Origin of the sequence: Micromonospora sonchi, assembly GCF_014646235.1 — a bacterium.
Taxonomy (GTDB): domain Bacteria; phylum Actinomycetota; class Actinomycetes; order Mycobacteriales; family Micromonosporaceae; genus Micromonospora; species Micromonospora sonchi.
Window position 1 is genome coordinate 1 of sequence record NZ_BMNB01000028.1, and the last position, 17931, is coordinate 17931.

At 70.9% G+C, this 17931-nt stretch carries 13 protein-coding genes; 4 read left to right on the top strand and 9 right to left on the bottom strand.

Annotated elements, in window-relative coordinates; translation table 11 throughout:
* The first annotated feature begins 628 nt into the window (after positions 1 to 628).
* Positions 629 to 1222 (top strand): nucleotidyltransferase family protein, encoded by a 594-nt coding sequence (locus tag IEY61_RS23990; RefSeq protein ID WP_189048126.1) that lies wholly within the window; start codon positions 629 to 631, stop codon positions 1220 to 1222.
* On the opposite strand, the gene yicI is transcribed toward IEY61_RS23990, so the two are convergent.
* The 6 genes from yicI to IEY61_RS24020 form a co-directional block, all read right to left on the bottom strand.
* Positions 1219 to 3453, bottom strand: a complete 2235-nt coding sequence (yicI, locus tag IEY61_RS23995; protein ID WP_189048128.1) for an alpha-xylosidase — start codon at positions 3451 to 3453, stop codon at positions 1219 to 1221. The genes IEY61_RS23990 and yicI overlap by 4 nt on opposite strands.
* Positions 3450 to 4340 carry a carbohydrate ABC transporter permease gene (locus tag IEY61_RS24000; protein ID WP_189048130.1) on the bottom strand — a complete coding sequence of 297 codons (891 nt, stop codon included), beginning with the start codon at positions 4338 to 4340 and terminating at the stop codon, positions 3450 to 3452. The genes yicI and IEY61_RS24000 overlap by 4 nt, the downstream gene beginning before the upstream one ends.
* Positions 4341 to 5318 carry a carbohydrate ABC transporter permease gene (locus tag IEY61_RS24005; protein ID WP_189048132.1) on the bottom strand — a complete coding sequence of 326 codons (978 nt, stop codon included), beginning with the start codon at positions 5316 to 5318 and terminating at the stop codon, positions 4341 to 4343.
* A gap of 65 nt (positions 5319 to 5383) precedes the next feature.
* A complete protein-coding gene (locus IEY61_RS24010) occupies positions 5384 to 6679 on the bottom strand; it encodes an ABC transporter substrate-binding protein (protein WP_189048134.1) in 1296 nt (431 codons plus the stop codon).
* A 36-nt stretch (positions 6680 to 6715) separates the two neighbouring features.
* Positions 6716 to 7786 (bottom strand): LacI family DNA-binding transcriptional regulator, encoded by a 1071-nt coding sequence (locus IEY61_RS24015; RefSeq protein ID WP_189048136.1) that lies wholly within the window; start codon positions 7784 to 7786, stop codon positions 6716 to 6718.
* A gap of 208 nt (positions 7787 to 7994) precedes the next feature.
* Entirely contained in the window at positions 7995 to 8804 is an 810-nt protein-coding gene (locus IEY61_RS24020) for a metal-dependent hydrolase (RefSeq protein WP_189048138.1), read from the bottom strand.
* A 264-nt stretch (positions 8805 to 9068) separates the two neighbouring features.
* Here IEY61_RS24020 and IEY61_RS24025 point away from each other — a divergent pair, with 264 nt between their 5' ends.
* A complete protein-coding gene (locus tag IEY61_RS24025; RefSeq protein WP_229706398.1) occupies positions 9069 to 9455 on the top strand; it encodes a bleomycin resistance protein in 387 nt (128 codons plus the stop codon).
* A gap of 114 nt (positions 9456 to 9569) precedes the next feature.
* Here IEY61_RS24025 and IEY61_RS24030 read toward each other — a convergent pair whose 3' ends face one another.
* The 3 genes from IEY61_RS24030 to IEY61_RS24040 all read right to left on the bottom strand — a co-directional run bounded on the left by IEY61_RS24030 (position 9570) and on the right by IEY61_RS24040 (position 13635).
* The gene (locus IEY61_RS24030) at positions 9570 to 10157 is read right to left on the bottom strand and encodes a DUF1707 SHOCT-like domain-containing protein (RefSeq protein ID WP_189048140.1); all 588 of its coding nucleotides are present in this window, start codon (positions 10155 to 10157) and stop codon (positions 9570 to 9572) included.
* Between the two features lie 93 nt (positions 10158 to 10250).
* A complete protein-coding gene (locus tag IEY61_RS24035; protein ID WP_189048142.1) occupies positions 10251 to 11573 on the bottom strand; it encodes a glycosyltransferase family 4 protein in 1323 nt (440 codons plus the stop codon).
* A 139-nt stretch (positions 11574 to 11712) separates the two neighbouring features.
* Complete coding sequence (locus IEY61_RS24040) at positions 11713 to 13635, bottom strand: amylo-alpha-1,6-glucosidase (protein WP_189048144.1); 1923 nt, start codon at positions 13633 to 13635, stop codon at positions 11713 to 11715.
* Between the two features lie 42 nt (positions 13636 to 13677).
* Here IEY61_RS24040 and IEY61_RS24045 point away from each other — a divergent pair, with 42 nt between their 5' ends.
* Together IEY61_RS24045 and IEY61_RS24050 are read left to right on the top strand one after the other, a co-directional pair.
* Complete coding sequence (locus IEY61_RS24045; protein ID WP_189048146.1) at positions 13678 to 16374, top strand: MGH1-like glycoside hydrolase domain-containing protein; 2697 nt, start codon at positions 13678 to 13680, stop codon at positions 16372 to 16374.
* Between the two features lie 223 nt (positions 16375 to 16597).
* Positions 16598 to 17332 (top strand): TetR/AcrR family transcriptional regulator, encoded by a 735-nt coding sequence (locus IEY61_RS24050; protein ID WP_229706399.1) that lies wholly within the window; start codon positions 16598 to 16600, stop codon positions 17330 to 17332.
* Positions 17333 to 17931 lie beyond the last annotated feature (599 nt).

The following is a 17931-nucleotide window of genomic DNA, read 5'->3' on the forward strand; positions in this document are numbered from 1 at the left end:
CTTACCCACCAGGAAGGTGCACCCGATTCTGCTGTGGACATGGACTCGACACCCACATCCTTGCAGGTCAGGTGCACCTTTCCTTCACTGACCTCGATCAGTCAAATCCCCTCTGAACAGGGGAGGTCAGGTCGTCTGCGACACGGAGACGCGCAACGTCCGGTGGTTGGTCCGCGCACCAGGCCAGAGCCGCGAGCGGCCGGCCATCGGTGTCCATGGTTAGTTAGGAGGTTGGTTCAACGTTCGCGCGGCTGCGGCCTGGTCGTGGCCGCACCGGAGCCGCCATGGCGGCCACCACGCCTGGATCTCGCCGCCACCACCATTCATTGCCGATCTCTCCATTTCACGGAGGCATAAATACTTCACCCTGAAATAACGTTCAACTGGACAAGCGTCTCCGGCCAGGGCGCTTCACAGCACGACGGCTACCGCGTCTGCCGGGTGACTCGGGCGACGGCGCGGCTGCCGCCGGGCCTTCCTCGCCCTAGCTGTCCAATTTATGCGATTTGCCCGCCACTCTGCGTCGGCCGCGATCGTTGCTCACGGTGTGCGTCGGAGGGACGGACAGCGCCACGGTGCCTGCCGGTCCCATGCTGGAGGGAGCGCAGCTCTGAACCGGATCGCAGGAATGATCATCGCCGCGGGGGGTGGCCGCCGGATCGGTGGCCCCGAGGCCCTGCTGCACCAGGGTGACAAACCTCTGGTCGACCAGATGATCGACACGCTGACGGAGGCGGGCTGCGGGCAGATCGTGGTCGTCCTCGGTGCCGCGGCCGACCAGGTCCGCGAGACCGCCGACCTGGACCGTGCCACGGTGGTGGTCAACCGTGCCTGGGGCACCGGGGTCGGCTCGTCCATCCGTGCCGGCCTGGCCGGAATCGACGACGACGAGGTCGAAGCGGTGGTGGTGGTGCCGGTCGACATGCCGGGACTGACCGTCGCCGCGGTGCGCCGGGTGGCCGCGCTGCCCTTCCCCGACGTGCTGGTCTGCGCGACGTACCACGGGCTACGCGGCTATCCGATGCTGTTCGGTCAGCGGCACTGGCCGGGCATCGCGACCCTGGCCAGCGCCGACGTCGGTGCCCGGCCCTACCTGCTGGCGCACAAGGACCAGATCGTCGACATCGCCTGCGACTCGGTGGCCGACGGCAACCGCGTCGACACCCCGGAGCTGATGGCCCTCTACGGCCTCTCCGTGCCGGAGCAACGCGTCGGCGTCTAACTCCGCCCGCCCCCGGTCAACTCGCAGCTGTACCCCGACGAGACACCGGCCACCAGCTCGACGGTGGCCGTCCCGTCCCGGTAGCGCACCTCGAACTCGGTGCCCGTACCACCGTCGGGCGACGGTATCCGAACCCGGCTCCGCTGCCCCGGGGTCGGGGAGAACAACCGCAGCCGGACGCCGTCGGCCCACGGGTAGTCGGGCCGGTCGGTGACCGAGCCGAACGGGATGACCGCGCCGGGCCGAGCGAGCACGGGCACGCTGTCGTAGCCGTGCTTCTCGGTCACCCAGCCCGGGCCGGTGACCTGCGCGCCAGTCATCAGATGCGTCCAGGTGCCGGCCGGCACGTAGTAGGTGATCTGCCCGTCGGCGCTCATCACCGGCGCGACGAGCAGGTCCGGGCCGAGCATGTACTGCCGGTCCAGATAGGCGGTGGCCGGGTCGTCCGGGAACTCCAGGATCATCGGCCGCAGGACCGGTACGCCTTCGCGGTGGGCCTCCTCGGCCGCCGCCGCCAGGTACGGCATCAGGCTCAGCTTGAGCCGGGTGAACCGGCGCAGCACGTCGACCGCCTCGTCGTCGTACGCCCACGGCACCCGGTACGAGCCGGAGCCGTGCAGCCGCGAGTGCGAGGAGAGCAGCCCGAAGGCGATCCAGCGCTTGAACACCGCCGGATCCGGGGTGCCCTCGAAGCCGCCGATGTCGTGGCTCCAGTAGCCGAAGCCCGAGGCGGCCAGCGACAGGCCGCCGCGCAACGACTCGGCCATCGCCACGAAGGTGGACTCGCAGTCGCCACCCCAGTGCACCGGGAACTGCTGCCCGCCGGCGGTCGCCGACCGGGCGAAGACCACCGCCTCACCCTCGCCGCGCTCCGCCGCCAACAGCTCGAAGACCGTCTTGTTGTAGAGGTACGAGTAGTAGTTGTGCATGTGCTGCGGGTCCGCGCCGTCGTGCCAGACGACGTCGGTCGGGATGCGTTCGCCGAAGTCGGTCTTGAAGCAGTCGACCCCCATGTCGAGCAGCGTCTTGAGCTTGCCGGCGTACCAGGCGACGGCCTCCGGGTTGGTGAAGTCGACAAGCGCCATCCCGGCCTGCCACTTGTCCCACTGCCAGATCGAGCCGTCCGGGTTGCGGACCAGGTAGCCGGCCTGCCGCCCCTCCTCGAACAGGTACGACCGCTGGGCGATGTACGGGTTGATCCAGACGCACACCTTCAGGCCACGCTCGTGCAGCCGGCGCAGCATCCCCTCCGGATCGGGGAAGGTCGCCGGATCCCAGATGAAGTCGACCCAGTGGAACTGGCGCATCCAGAAGCAGTCGAAGTGGAACACCGACAGGGGAAGGTCCCGCTCGGCCATCCCGTCGATGAACTCGGTGACCGTCTTCTCGTCGTACGAGGTGGTGAACGAGGTCGACAGCCACAGCCCGTACGACCAGGCCGGCACCCTGGCCGGGCGGCCGGTCAGCGCGGTGTAGCGGCGCAGCACGTCCTTCGGGGTGGGCCCGTCGATCAGGTGGTAGGTGAGCGACTGTCCGGGCACGCTGAACTGGGTCTGCGACACCACCTCCGAGCCCACCTCGAACGACACGTGCTCCGGGTGGTCGACGAAGACGCCGTACCCGGCGCTGCTCAGGTAGAACGGCACGTTCTTGTACGCCTGCTCGCTGGCCGTGCCGCCGTCGGCGTTCCAGATGTCGACGGTCTGGCCGTTCTTGACGTATGCCCCGAAGCGCTCACCCAGCCCGTAGATCGTCTCGCCGACGCCGAGCGCCAGGCGGTCGTGCACGTACTTGCGGCCATCGGCGTCGGTGACCACGCCGATGCTGCGTTCGGTGGACGAGGTGACCAGCCGATCGCCGCGCAGGAAATCGACCCGCCACGCTCCGGTCAACGCGACCCGCACGGTCAGCTCGCCGGTGGTCAGCCGGGCGCTGAGCCCGGTGACCTCCACCTGCACGGGATGCTCGGCATTCTCGGCGAGCGCGAAGCGGGGCTGCTTGGGCAGCCCACCGGAGTGGTGGCCGATGGTCACCCCGACCACGCCGGGCGCGGGGGAGGAGAACCGCACCGTGACGACCGGCCGGTTGAGGGTGTCGCCGCGTCCGGTGATCTTCCCGATCGGCGCGAACACGGTGAAGGCCCGCTCGTCCGGCTCGATCGACTCGACCGCGCCGGGCCGCAGCACGGTGACGCCGGGGCGCAACTGCCAGTACCCGTCGGTGAACTTCACTTGTCGGCTCCTGCCGTGATGCCGCGCGCGAGGGTGCGCTGGAAGATGAGGAAGAACAGGATCGCCGGGAGGAGGCTGAGTAACGCTCCGGCGTTGGTGGTGGGGGCGTCCATCAATCGGTCCCCCTGCAACGTGGCGATTGCGACAGGCACCGTCTGGGTCTGGTTGTCGATGAGCATGACCAAGGGGATGAGGAATTCGTTCCAGGTCCAGATGAAGAAGAACACCAGCAGCACCGCGATGGTGGGCCGCACGTTGGGCAGCACCACCCGCCACAGGATCCGCCACGTGCCCGCCCCGTCCAGCGCGGCGGCCTCCAGCAGCGTCCGGGGGAACGTGCCGAGCACCGAGGCGAGCAGGTACGTGCCGAAGGCGGCCTGGATGACGGTGAAAATGATGATCACCGCCAGGCGGCTGTTGTAGAGTCCGGCCTCCTTGGCGAAGTGGTAGAGCGGGTAGACCAGCGCCTCCTGCGGCAGCATGTTGGCCAGCAGGAAGAGACCGATGATCCAGAGGCGGCCGCGGACCCGGCCGATGCCCAGCGCGTACGCGCTGAGCAGCGAGACGATCACGGCCAGGACCGCTACCGAACCGGAGATGACGATCGAGTTCCACAGCTTGACCGGGAAGTCGACCTGTTCCCAGTAGGTCCGCAACCCGGTGGTGTAGAACTCGGTCGGCCAGCTCAGTGGGCCGTTGGCCGAGTAGTCGCCGGGCGATTTGAAGGCGTTGAGCAGCATGAACGCGAACGGCACCAGCATGACCAGCGCGGCGGCGCCGACCAGCAGGAGTACGAGCCAGCGGCCGACGCCGCGATGCTGCCGCGGTCGTCGGGCGGGGTGGGCCGGCGGTGGGGTGCGGCGGGCCGGGGCGAGCGTGGCGGCCATCTACAGCGCCCCGTCCTGTCGTTCGGCCCGGTTCTGCGCCCCGATGAAGAGCACCGCCACCACCACGATGATCAACGTCAGCACCATCGAGATCGCCGAGCCGTAGCCGACGTGCAGCCGCTTGAAGAAGGTGAAGTAGGCGAAGTAGGACGGCACGTTTGTGGCGTTCTCCGGCCCGCCCCGGGTCAGCGCGTAGATCGGCCCGAACACCTTCATCGCCGCGATCGTGCAGGTGAGCCCGACCACGAAGGTCTCCGGCCGGATCTGCGCCAGGGTGATCGCCCGGAACCGCCGCCACCAGCCGGCGCCGTCGATCTCCGCCGCCTCGTACAGCTCCGGATTCACCCGTTCCAGGGCGGCCATGAAGACGACCACGGGGTAGCCGATCTGCACCCAGATCATCACGGCCATCACCACAGGCAGCGCGCTGCCCGGGTCGCCCAGCCAGTCGTGGCGCAGCGCGCCGAGCCCGACCGCGTCGAGCAGCCCGTTGAGCGCGCCGTCCGGCCGCAGGATCCAACCCCAGACGATGCCGGCCACCACCACCGGGAGCACCTGCGGCAGGTAGAAGGCGGCCCGCAGCGCGGCGGCGGTGCGGGGGCGGAACCGGCGTCCGATGGTGTCGAAGAGGACCGCGGCGAGCACCAGCCCGACCAGGGTGGGCACCACCACCATCGCGACGATCATCGCGACCGTGTTCCGGAACGACGTCCAGAAGACCTCGTCGGTCAGCAGGTTCCGGTAGTTCTCCAGCCCGATGAAGCTGGGCTCGCCGACGCCGGACCACCTGGTCAGCGACAGGTAGCCGGTGTAGAGCAGCGGGCCGCCGATGACGAGCAGGAAGAGCACCGTGCCGGGCAGCAGGAACAGCCAGTACGCGGCGTCGGGGCGGGACGGCCGACGCTTCGCGTTGGCCGTCGGGGACGGGGGTGAGGTGGCCGCCGGTCGGCGGGCGGCGATGCTGTCGGGCACTGCCATGGGAGGTCCTTCCACGCCTGCGGCGGGCGTACCGGTGCGCCGGTCGCGCCCGCCCCGGCCGCCGCTCAGTCGCGCGTGATCTCCGCGACGCCGTCGTGGTAGGGCTTGGCGATCGCGTCGAGGACCTCCTCGGGCGACCTGGACTGGTTGATCAGGCCCTGGAAGCCGGAGACCAGCACGTCGTAGTAGCCCGGCACCGGCCAGTCCGGATAGAACGCCAGGCCGTCCTGGGAGCTGACGGTGTTGAAGTTCTCGATCAGCTTGCGGTCCTTCTCGTCGCTGATCGTGGTCGGATCGCCGGCGACCGGCACGCCGCCGTTGTTGCCGATCAGCGCCTGGATCTCCGGACGCATGGTGATGTCGATGAAGTCGTACGCCAGGCTCTTGGCCTTGCTGGTCTGCGGGACCACCCAGAGGTTGCCGGACGAGCCGGCGTGCAGGGTGTTGCCGGGGAAGAGGAAACTGTCCCAGTCGTAGCTGATTTCGTTCTTGAACCGGCCGTACCACCAACTGCCGGAGACGATCATCGGCACCTTGCCGGAGATGAATGCGGTCCCCATGTCCTCGGCCTTCAGGCCGGCGGAGTCCTTGGCCAGGTAGCCCTTGCGCACCCACTCGGCGAACGTCTCCGCGCCGTAGCGCAGCGGGTCGGCCCGGAAGTCGACCGGGTTGGTGTAGAGCTGGTACGCGTCGACGAAGTTGCGGTCTGCCCGGGAGAGCGCGAGCTGGTAGAAGAGCTGACCGGCCGGATACTCGGCGCCGGACATGCCCAGCGGCGTGACGCCCCGGGCGACGAAGGTGTCCATCCCGGCGGTCAGCTCGGCCAGCGTGGTCGGGACGCTGACCCCGTGCTCGGCGAAGAGTTCCTTGTTGTAGTAGACCATCACGTACTCGCCGTAGTTCGGTACGCCGTACCAGTTGCCGGTGCCCATCACGCCGTTGTCGTACCGCGCGGTGGTCTGGAGGCTGGGGCTCAGCGCCTTGTCCCAGCCGCGTCTGGTCGCCTCCTCGGTGAGGTCGGTCAGCAGGCCCTGCGAGGAGAGCAGACCGGCGGTGGCGTTGCCCTTGTTGTACTCCATCACGTCCGGGCCCTCGGACGAGTTGATGATCATGCCGGCGTTCTGCTGGATCTGCTCGAACGCCTTGCGCTCGAAGCGCACCTCGACCCCGGGATGCTCATCCTTGAAGATCTCGATCGCCCGGTCCCAGGCGACCCCCATCGCGCTGTTCGCGCTCTCGTAGTGCCAGAGCTTGAGGACCTTGGCGGCACTGTCGTCCCCGTCGCCGCCGCAGCCGGCCAGGCCGGTCGCCGTGAGCGCGGCGACCGTGGCCACCACGGCTACTCTGCGAAAATGTCGCATTGCTAGTCTCCCTGACGAGTATCGAGCGGTACTCCTTCACGCCCGTCGCCGCGTGGCAGCGCGGCGACGGGCGGCTTCCGTGGTGGTGCCTTCCGTGCGCGGCGGACCGCTGGATCCACGGACCTCCAGCGCGCACGGCAGTAGTTGCTGGTTGATCTGAGCGTCGCCGACATCGACGTGCCGTAGCAGCGTCTCGATGGCGATCCGGCCCAGCGCCGAGCCGGGTGAGTTCATCGCGGTCAGCGCCGGGGTGGCCAGCTCGGCGACCTGGGGCGAGGTGACCATCGAGACGACCGAGACGTCGTCGGGAACGCTCCGCCCACGGGCGGCCAACTCGCCGAGCAGGCCGAAGACGGCGCTCTCGTTCATCGCCAGGATCGCGGTCAGGTCCGGCACCCGGCGCAGGGCGGTGGCCAGCGCCGTCCGGCCGCCGGCCGCGCTGTCCTCGGCGGGGATCATCAGCGGCTCCAGCCCGTGCCCGGCCATCGCGGCGGTGAACGCGTCCCGGGTGCGCAGGGCCGGGCCGTAACCCTCGGCGAGGGTGTCGGCGGAGTGGTTGACGTAGACGATCCGGTGGTGGCCGAGGTCGACCAGGTGACCGACCGCCGCCCGGACGGTCTGGTCGAAGTCGATGTCCACGTACGACAGGCCGGTGGTGTCGGCAGTGCGACCGATCAGCACCAGCGGTACGCCGAGTTCCCGCAGCACGTCCACCCGGGGATCGTGCAGCTGCACCTCCATCAGCAACGCGCCGTCGAGCATCCGTTGGCTGGCCAGCCGGCGCAGTTGATCGAGGTCGCCGACGCCGATCGGGGAGAGCACCAGGTGGTAGCCGGCCGCGCTGGCGGCGGCCGCCGCGCCGGTGACGAAGGCGGTCTCGGTGGCACCGAGGCCCCGCTCGTCCATCGGCAGCAGCAACCCGAGGATCCGGCTACGCCGGCTGGCCAGCCCGCGCGCCATGGCGTTCGGCTGGTAGTCCAGCTCCGCCATGGCGGCGAGGACCTTGTCCCGGGTGGCCTGGGAGATCGGACGGGCACCGGTGAGCGCGTACGACACCGTGCTGACCGAGACCCGGGCGAGACGCGCGACGTCCTGCATGGTGGCCATCGGCACCTCCTCACCGGCGGTGACCGCTCAGTCGAAGCGTTTCGACTAACCGCTTCGACTGAAAGTTAGGCCAAGCATCACGACCCGTCAACACCCATGACGAACCGACCTCATCCCCCCAGCCCCCGCCGATCTTGCACTTTCCGTCGCCGTAATGCCGCTTTTGCAGCCCTTCATCCCGACGGAAAGTGCATGATCGACGAGGTGGTCAGAGGTCTTGGGTGAGTTTTTGGAGTACGGAGGGGGCGACCAGGCCGATCGCGGCCAGGATCGAGACGATGGTCAGCCCGGTGCGGACGAAGACGACCTCGGTGCGGCCACCGGCGCGCAGTGCGATCTTGTCCGGCAGGCTGATCGGCGTCCACATCCGGCGTTTGATCGGGATCGGCCAGAGGATCGGCACGCCGGCCCGGGTGATCATGTCACCGATGATGTGCACGAAGCAGCCCACCCCGACCGCCAGGCCGATCATCGGGTAGCCGCGATCGCCGGGCAGGTTGGCGGCGGTGAAGACGGCCGCGCCGGCCGAGACCAGGGTGACGATGAGCCAGCCCGCGCGCTCGGCCCACTTGTCGAACAGGCCGCGCAGGGCCAGACCGATCATGAAGAACAGGATGCCGATCACGGCCCACTTGCCGTACCTGGCACACAGGGTGGTGGTGCCCCAGCCCACCAGCACGGTGAACGGGATGGTGTGGGTCAGCGTCCGGTGCCCGTTGTTGCGCTTCGGGTCGCGGCTGAGCTTGGTGGCGTAGTAGACGCCCAGCGAGATCTTCTCCACCACCTCGGCGACGAACAGCGAGAAGACGCCGAAGGTGCGGGCCACCGTCGCGCCGCCCTTGTTGCGGGTCACCTTGCCGGACAGGTCGAGGTCGGGCAGCAGTGCCCCACCGGCGCAGACGGCCGTGCCGACGGCCAGCGCCAGCGGCGACTGCTCGTAGTCGTAGAAGTGCTGCAGCGCCCAGGACCCGCTCAGCCATACCGCCGCGCCGGACAGCGCGTGCGACGGTCCCATCATCTCGGCTCGCCCTCCCCAGGGATCTTGAGCGCCAAAACTACGCCACTGTAGTTCGCTGCGACGCCGCAGGGGGACCACCGGACGGTCCATAGCGGACGGTGCCGGAGTGTCGTCCAGGGACCGGGCCATTCACCAGGGAGTATGGCAGCGCACGACCGCCGGCCGGAGCGCTCTGTCGGCCATGGGACGGCCGCAAGGTGGGCGCACGTGTCGGCCGGGCGGGTTACGGTTCCGCAGAATCGTTGTGGAGACCGGGAGGATCGGATGGCCGAGGAGATCAGCTTCGACCGGGTCGCCCCGGTCGTGCCCGTGCGCGATCTGGACGCCGCGCTCGACCGCTACCGGAGGCTGGGCTTCGCCGTGCGTGCCTACGGCGGCGGTGAACGGTACGGGTTCGTCGAGCGTGGCCATGTCTCGCTGCACCTCACCGAATGGGCCGAGCACGACCCGGCCCGTACCGCGTCGGCGGTCTACCTCTACGTCTCCAACGCTGACGCGCTGCACGCCACCTGGGCCGCGGCAGGTGTCGAGGGCCGCCTGGGCGACCCGCGGGACACCCCATACGGCCTGCGCGAGTTCGCCTTCGTCGACCCCGACGGGACGCTGCACCGGGTGGGCTCCCCGAGTCCCGCTGCCACGACCGCCGGCTGACACCGATGATTCCATTGGCGCATACCGCCGCTCGTGCCGTCCCATCCATCGAGGGTGAGCGGCGCGAGCGGCGGGTCCGCGTCGCGTCCGAACAGCGCCGGTGAGCTGCGAACGTCACCACCAGCGCTTGCGGGGCGGGCGGACGGTCACGTCGCCGAAGACGGCGCGGCAGCGCACCTCGATGACCGGGGCGCCGGGGGCGACCGGGCCGCTCAGCTTGGACTTCTTGCTGCCGAAGATCGCGCTGCCGGTGAGCCGGACATCCGTGCCCTCGGGCACCACGATCGTGATGTCGCCGAAGATCGCGTCCGCGTCGATCGTGATCGCCTGCCGGGGCATCCCGGTCTCGTGCAGCTCGATCCGGCAGTCGCCGAAGATCGCGCGGGCCTCGATGTGCTCCGGTGCCGGCCAGGCCCCCTTGCGTACCTCGCTGCCGAAGACGGCCAGGAGCTTCTCCGACGCCGGGGCGAGCGCGTCGGCGGGACGTGCGGGTGACCGGCCGGCCGCGCCCGGCAGGTCCGTGGTCAGCCGGGCCAGCTCGCCGCGGGTCTGCGCGGCGTGGGCGGCACCGGCCCGCTCGGTGTACTCGTCGAGGGTGAGCCGTCCCTCGGCGGTGGCCTTGCCGAGCAGCTCCACGATCTCCTCCCGCTCCCGGTCGGAGACGCGCAGCCGGTCCGTGTCATCGTGCCGTTCCCACTCCACGCCCCGAGCCTACTGGTGCACCTCACCGCCCCTTTGCACGGATCTTGGTCCGAGAACACCCCCAGGGCGTTCTCGGACCAAGATCGCCCAGCGCTAGCAGGCGGTGGGGGTGAGGAGGTTGCCGGTGGGGATCGTGATCGGATGGCGGCGGGGCGGCACGTCGGTGGTGCGGCGGGTGGACATCGGGGTGTGCTCGCGGCGGGCGGTGGCGTACACCTCGGCCGTGCGGGCGGCGACGGTGGCCCAGCCGTAGCGCCGGCCGACCATGGAGCGGGCCTGGCGGGCAACCCGGCGGGCGAAGACCTCGTCGTCGAGGAGCTGGTCGACCGCGCCGGCCAGGGCGGGCGGGTCGCTGTGCGGGAAGGTGACGCCGGTGACGCCGGGCTCGACGATCTCGGCGAGGCCGCCGGTACGCGCCACCGCCAGCGGCGCCCCGGCCGCCGCCGCCTCCAGAGCCACCATGCCGAAGGGCTCGTAGAGGCTCGGTACGACGGTCGCGTCGGTGGCGCCGAGCACCGCCGGGAGCTGGGTGTCGTCGAGGAACCCGGCGAAGCGTACGGTGCCGCCGAGGCCGAGCTGGTGGGTCCGCTCCTCCAACTCGCCCCGGTAGGGGCCGTCGCCGGCGATCAGCACCCGCAGCCCGGGGTGCCGGTCGCGCAGCTGCGGCACGGCGTCGACCAGGTGCTGCACGCCCTTCTCGTAGACCAGCCGGCCGGCGTACCCGATCAGCGGCCCGGTCCCGGCGAACCGGGCGCGGGCCGAGGCGACGGCGCGGGGGCGGGCCCGCCAGGCCCGGTCGTCGACGCCGTTGGGCACCACCTCGATCCGGCCGGTGGGTACGTCGAACAGGGTGGCCACCTGCTCGCGCATGTAGCCGGAGCAGGCGATCAGCCGGGCCGAGGCGTTGCTCAGCCAGTGCTCCACGCCGTGGATGGTGCGATTCATCTCCTCGGGCAGCCAGCCCTGGTGCCGGCCGGCCTCGGTGGCGTGCATGGTGGTCACCAGCGGCAGCCGCAGGTGCTCCGCCAGGGTGATCGCGGTGTGCGCGACCAGCCAGTCGTGGGCATGGATGACGTCGTGATCGCCGGTGCCGGTGGCGCGCAGGGCGGCTCGGGTCAGGGTGTGGTTGAACGCCATCGTCCAGGCCAGCAGCGAGCCGGTGGCCAGCGAAAAGGTGACCGGGTCCTCGGCGGCGCGCACGACGCGTACGCCGTCGACGTGCTCCTCCAGCGGCGCGCCCTCGGCGTGCCGGGTGATCACGGTGATCTGGTGGCCGGCGGCGGCCAGGGCGACGGAGAGGGCGTGCACATGTCGGCCCAGACCGCCGACGAGCACGGGCGGATACTCCCAGGACAGCATCAGCACCCGCTGTGAGCGTGCGGGGTTGATGTCGATCACGTCGGCGTTCGGTGACATGCGCGCCCCCTTTGAGTTGTCTCCGCGCGCCCGCCAGCAGCCCCCGACGGGCGGCGTTCGTGTCGCGGCCGGATTGACACCAATCCTCGTCGCACCTGGATAACCAGCGGAGACGTACCCGTTGCGGGGGTGTAAAGCGCTATCGGCGGGCGCGCAGCAGCTCCGCCACGGACCATGCCTGGAACGGGCAGCCGGTGGCGCTGTGCGGGGCGAGACCCTCGGCGGTCTCGCTGACCGAGCCGAGGCCGTACTCGGTCAGGTGCGCCTCCAGGCCGGTGAACAGTTCGTCGACCGGCAGTCCGGCCCGGCGACTGGCGTCGGCGTACGGGCCGATCAGCCAGGGCCAGACGGTGCCCTGGTGGTAGGCGCTGTCCCGCTCGGCCGGTCCGCCCCGGTGCCGGCCGGTGAAGCCGGGGCAGTCGGGGGAGAGGCTGCGCGGGCCGAGCGGGGTGAGCAGTCCGGCGCCGACGCGGCCCAGGACCGCCGGGTCCGGCTCCAGCGGCGCGTTCGGCAGCGACCAGGCCAACAGCTGGTTGGGCCGCAGCAGGTCGTCGTCGTGGTGGACCGCGCCACCCAGGGGGTACGAGGGGGCGGGGGCGTCGATCACGTCGTGCAACCAGCCGGACGGGGTGGGGAAGCGGTCCCGGAACGCCCCGCTCGCCCGCTCGTGCAGCCGGTGCAGCGGGTCGGCGTCCCGGCCGGCCAGCTCGGCGACCCCGGCCAGTCCGTTGATCCACAGGGCGTTGACCTCGACCGGTTTGCCGTGCCGGGGGGTGACCGGCACCCCGTACACCCGGGCGTCCATCCAGGTCAGCGCGGCGCCCGGAGCGCCCTGAGTGAGCAGACCGTCGGCCGGGTCGACGCCGATGCCGTACCGGGTGCCGGCCAGGTGGGCGTCGACCACCGCGCGCAGCGCCGGCAGCAGCTCGTCGCCGAGATCGGTGTCGCCGGTGGCGGTGACGTGCCGGCTGACCGCGTGCAGGAACCACAGCGTGCCGTCCACGGTGTTGTACTCCACCCGACCGGTGTCGGCCGTGTTGGCCAGCATCCCCTCCGACAGCGTCGCCGCGTACGAGCGCAGCAGCTCGCGGCCGAGATCCGCCCGGCCGGTACGCAGGAACAGCCCCTCGTACGAGATCATCGTGTCCCTCGACCAGGCGCCGAACCACGGGTAGCCGGCGACCACGTCCGGGCCGGCGGCGGTGCGCACCACGAACGCGTCGGCGGCCAGCGCCAGGGTGGCCTCGACGTCGTCGGCGGGCTTCGCCGACGCCACCACCTCCCGGTTGCGTCGCCGCGCCGCCGCCACCACCTGCGGGCCGGGCGGTGGTTCCTGCTCCAGCTCACCCGCCCAGGCCAGCACCGACACCGTGTCGCCGGGCCGGCGCAGGGGGCCGCGGAACTGGCCCGCGTACCACAGGTCCTCCTCGGGGGGCAGGCCGCGCGCCGCTTCCTCGCGGTGGTACGCCCCGCGCCACCAGTGGCCCTGCGGCGTCCAGCCCGGCCCGGCCAGCCGGTACGCCCCCTCGATGATCGCGCCGCCGTCGACCGGGTCCATCCGCAGCGGCGGCCCGTCGGCCCGGCGCTCGCCGTGGGCGTCCCGCCAGGTGCCGGCGGCGGCCAGTTCCAGCTCGACCGGGCCGCCGCTGACCAACCGGTGCACCACGGCCACGCAGGACCGACCGTGCAGCATGGCCAGCTCCCGCTCGATCACCACGTCGCCGACGCGCCACCGCCAGCGGGGCAGCCCGTCGGTCAGGTCGAAGCGCTCCAGCAGTTCGAAGCCGCGCGGGTCGACGTCGCCGGAGGACCACTCGTGGGCGCCGAGGCGGACCCGGGCCCCGGAGGGCAGCAGCACCGCCGGATCGAGACTGGCCAGTCCCACCTTGCGGGAGGCCGGGGTTTCTCCCGGCACCACCAGCAGCCCGTGGTAGCGGCGGGTGCGCAGCCCGCCGACGGTACCCATGGCGTAGCCGCCGAGCCCGTCGGGGACCAGCCACTCCCGGCCGACGGCGCTGGACAGGTCGCCGCAGACCTGGGAACCGAAGCAAATTTCGATCAACTTTCCTCCACCGGCCGCGGGGTGTGACAGGGCACGACGACAATGGCCGCTGTGGTGGAGTACCCCGGCGGCGTCGAAGATGGTCAGGTGATCACTGACGGTACGCCTTCCGCACCCGACGCCGAGCGAATCCGGCTCGCCCAGGCAGACGCCGGCGAGCAGGACTGGCGCGCATGGGGCCCCTATCTGTCCGAGCGGGCGTGGGGGACGGTGCGGGAGGACTACAGCGAGCACGGCACGGCGTGGGACTACTTCCCCCACGATCACGCGCGGTCCCGAGCCTACCGGTGGTCCGAGGACGGCATGGCGGGCATCTGCGACGACCGGCAGACGTTCTGCTTCGCCCTCGCGCTGTGGAACGGGCATGATCCGATCATCAAGGAGCGGATGTTCGGCCTCGGCGGGGACGGCGGCAACCACGGCGAGGACGTCAAGGAGTACTGGTGGTACGAGGACTCCACACCCACCCACTCGTGGATGCGCTGGCGCTACCACTACCCGCAGGCCGCCTTCCCGTACGACGAACTGGTCGCGGTCAACGGGCTGCGCGGCCGGGACGACACCGAGTACGAGCTGGTCGACACCGGCATCTTCGACGACGACCGGTACTGGGCGGTGACCGTCGACTACGCCAAGGCCACCCCGACGGACCTCTGCATCGTGGTGACCGTGGCCAACCGGGGTGACCGCGCCGAGCGGCTGCACGTGCTGCCGCACCTGTGGTTCCGCAACACCTGGGCCTGGGGGCTGCCCGGCGCCGACCGGGTGCCCCGGATCGTCGGCGCGGGTCGCCGGCTGGTCGGCGAGCACTGGGTGCTGGGGCAGATCACCCTCGACGGCGACGGCGACCCGACGCCGCTGCTCTGCGACAACGACACCCACGCCGAGCGGCTGTGGGGGTTGCCCAGCCGTACGCCGTACCCGAAGGACGGCATCAACGACCACGTGGTCACCGGCGCGGCCACGGTGAACCCGGAGTTGACCGGCACCAAGGGAGCGCTGCACTACGTACTCGACGTGCCGGCCGGCGAGCAGCGGCAGATCCGGCTGCGGCTGACCCGTACCGCCCCGCCGCCCACCGCCGGCGCCCCGCCGCCGGCCGACCTGGGCGCCGGTTTCGACACCGTGCTGTGGGCGCGACGCGCCGAGGCGAACCGGTTCTTCGAGACGGTGATCCCGGCCAAGGCCAGCGCCGACGAGGCGTTGATCGCCCGGCAGGCCATCGCCGGGCTGATGTGGGGCAAGCAGTTCTACCACTTCGACGTCAAGCGGTGGTTGGAGGGCGACCCGGGATCGACCCCGCCGGCCGGGCGCCGGCACGGGCGCAACAGCGCCTGGTGGCACATGACCAGCTTCGACGTGATCTCCATGCCGGACCCGTGGGAGTACCCCTGGTACGCCGCCTGGGACCTGGCCTTCCACTGCGTGAGCATCGCCCGGGTCGACCCCGGCTTCGCCAAGGGACAGCTGCTGCTCCTGCTGCGCGAGTGGTACCTGCACCCCAACGGGCAGATCCCGGCGTACGAGTGGGCGTTCGGTGACGTCAACCCGCCGGTGCACGCCTGGGCCGCGCTGAAGGTGTTCGAGATCGATGGCAGCCGGGACCACGACTTCCTGGCCCGGATGATGCACAAGCTGCTGATGAACTTCACCTGGTGGGTGAACCGCAAGGACACCGGCGGCAACAACGTCTTCGAGGGTGGCTTCCTCGGGCTGGACAACGTCGGCCCGTTCGACCGGTCGGCAGCGCTGCCGGTGGCCGGGGTGCTGGAACAGTCCGACGGCACCGGCTGGATGGCGATGTACGCGCTCAACCTGCTCGACATCGCCATCGTGCTGGCCGAACACGACCGCACCTGGGTGGACACCGCGACGAAGTTCTTCGAGCACTTCGCCTACATCGCCGCGGCGGCCTACGACCAGGGGCTGTGGGACGACGAGGACGCCTTCTTCTACGACGTGCTGCGGCTGACCGACGGCACGAAGGTGCCGCTGAAGGTGCGCTCGGTGGTCGGGCTGCTGCCGCTGGCCGCGGTGACCCGGCTGCCCGCGCGTACCCTGCACCGGCTGCCCGAGCTGGGTGCCCGGCTGCGCTGGTTCCTGACCAACCGCCCCGAGTACGCCTCGGTGATCGGTGCCCGGCGGCTCGGCCCGGACGGCCGCCAGCAGCGGCTGCTCTCCATGTGCGGCCCGGAGCAGGTGGTGCGCCTGCTGGCCCGGATGCTGGACACCGACGAGTTCCTCTCCGAGTACGGCCTGCGGACGCTGTCCCGCGCGCACCTGGACAAGCCGTTCGCGGTGACCCTCGGCGGGCAGGAGTTCTGCGTCGGCTACGAGCCGGCCGAGTCGACCAGCGGCCTGTTCGGCGGCAACTCCAACTGGCGCGGTCCGATCTGGATGCCGACCAACTTCCTGCTGATCAGCGCGCTACGCGACTACGCGGCGTTCTTCGGCGACGACCTCCAGGTGGAGTACCCGACCCGGTCGGGGGTGAAGAAGACCCTCGACGAGATCGCCGACGACCTCTCGGCCCGGCTGATCGCGCTGTTCACTCGGGACGACTGGGGTCGGCGGCCGATCTACGGGGCGGCCCAGCTGTTCCAGACCCACCCGGACTGGCGCGACCTGATCGCCTTCCCGGAGTACTTCCACGGCGACAACGGCGCCGGCCTCGGCGCCTGGCACCAGACCGGCTGGAGCGCCCTGGTCGCCGATCTCATCCTCACCCTCCGCCGCTGACCGCCCGCTCGGCCGGCCGGGCGTGCGAGCGCGCCATTCCGCCGAGGTGGGCGGCCTCGATCCCGGCCCGGAGTCGCCGTTCCGTCGAAGTGGCGGCCTCAACTCCGGCCGGATACCGCCGTTCCGGCGGAACCGAGTCGATCAAGGGCTCGTCCGGGCGCGATGAGTCGCCAATCCGTCGCCGGAGAGTCACTCTGAGTTGCCTGCCGATAGCATCGGCTGCGTGGTGGGCGCAGACGACCCGGACACCGAGCAGGGCGGCGTCAATCCGGGCACCGAGCGGGACAGGGTCGACCCGGGCACCGGGCGGGACGGGGACGGTCCTGGCACCGGGCGGGACGGGGACGGTCCTGGCACCGGGCGGGACGGGGACGGTCCTGGCACCGGGCGGGACGGGGACGGTCCTGGCGCCGGGCGGGATGGCGACGCCATCGTCGCCACCGCTTGGCGGTTGGCCGAGGCCGAGGGATGGGCGGCGGTGACCGCGCGCCGGTTGGCGGAACGGGCCGACGTCGATCTCGGCGAGCTCTATCAGCGCTTCGCCGACCGGGACGCGGTGGTCGCTGCGGTCGCGGTGCGCGGCTTCGCCGACCTGGCCGCCGCGCTGACCGCAGCCCGTACGGCGGTCGACCGGCCGCCCGAGATGTGGCCGGCGGTGATGACGGCCTACCTGGACTTCGCGTACGCCAACCCGGAGATCTACGACGCCATGTTCGCGTACACGCCAGACCTGACCCTCGGTGCCGAGCAGGTCCCCGAGACGGTCGCGGCGACCTCCGACGAACTGCGTGCGGCGCTGGCCCCGATGGCCGCCGGCCGGGACCCGGACACCCTGACCGAGCTGGGCTGGAGCCTGCTGCACGGCCTGGTCATGCTCACCCGAGGCGGCCGACTCCGCCCCGAGGCACAAGAGCAACGCGAACACCTCCTGACCACCCACCTCTTCCCCCCTCCCTGACCCACCCACCCCACCCGCCACCCCCACTCCGCCGATCTTGCACTTTCGGTCGCCGGGATGCCCCTTTCGTAGGTATTCGCGGGGACGGAAAGTGCAAGATCGGCGAGCGGAGTGGGCCCGGCTCGGGTTGGCGCGTGGTGCTCGACGGCGGCGAACGGGTCGGGCTGGCCGCGCCGGCCGGTGACGCCTGTTATCCGATGATCGCCTACCTTGGACTGCTCGACGAGGCGGTCCGCAGTGAACTGCTGGTCGACGTGGTCGCGACGATGGCCGAGGCCGGTGCGTACGAGGTGATCGCCGATGTGGACGCGCTGTGGTGGCGGAGCTGGAACGGACCGGCTTTCGGCGGTTGCGCTCCCGGGTGGTCTTCACGCCGGATTGAGCCGGCCGATCGGCGAGCCCCTGCCCTCGATCGTGATCAGCGCCGAGCCCTCGATCGTGATCAGCGCCGGTGGTCGGCGCGGTGTTACAGCAGGCTGCCGCTTTTGCACCCGGCTGGTAATCGTCCGCTCTGGCAATCGTCAGCCCGTGGGACGGGTCCTAGCCTCGTCTTCGGCGCTGCGGCCCGCCGGGGTGGGTCGCTGCGTCGGAGTTCGGTG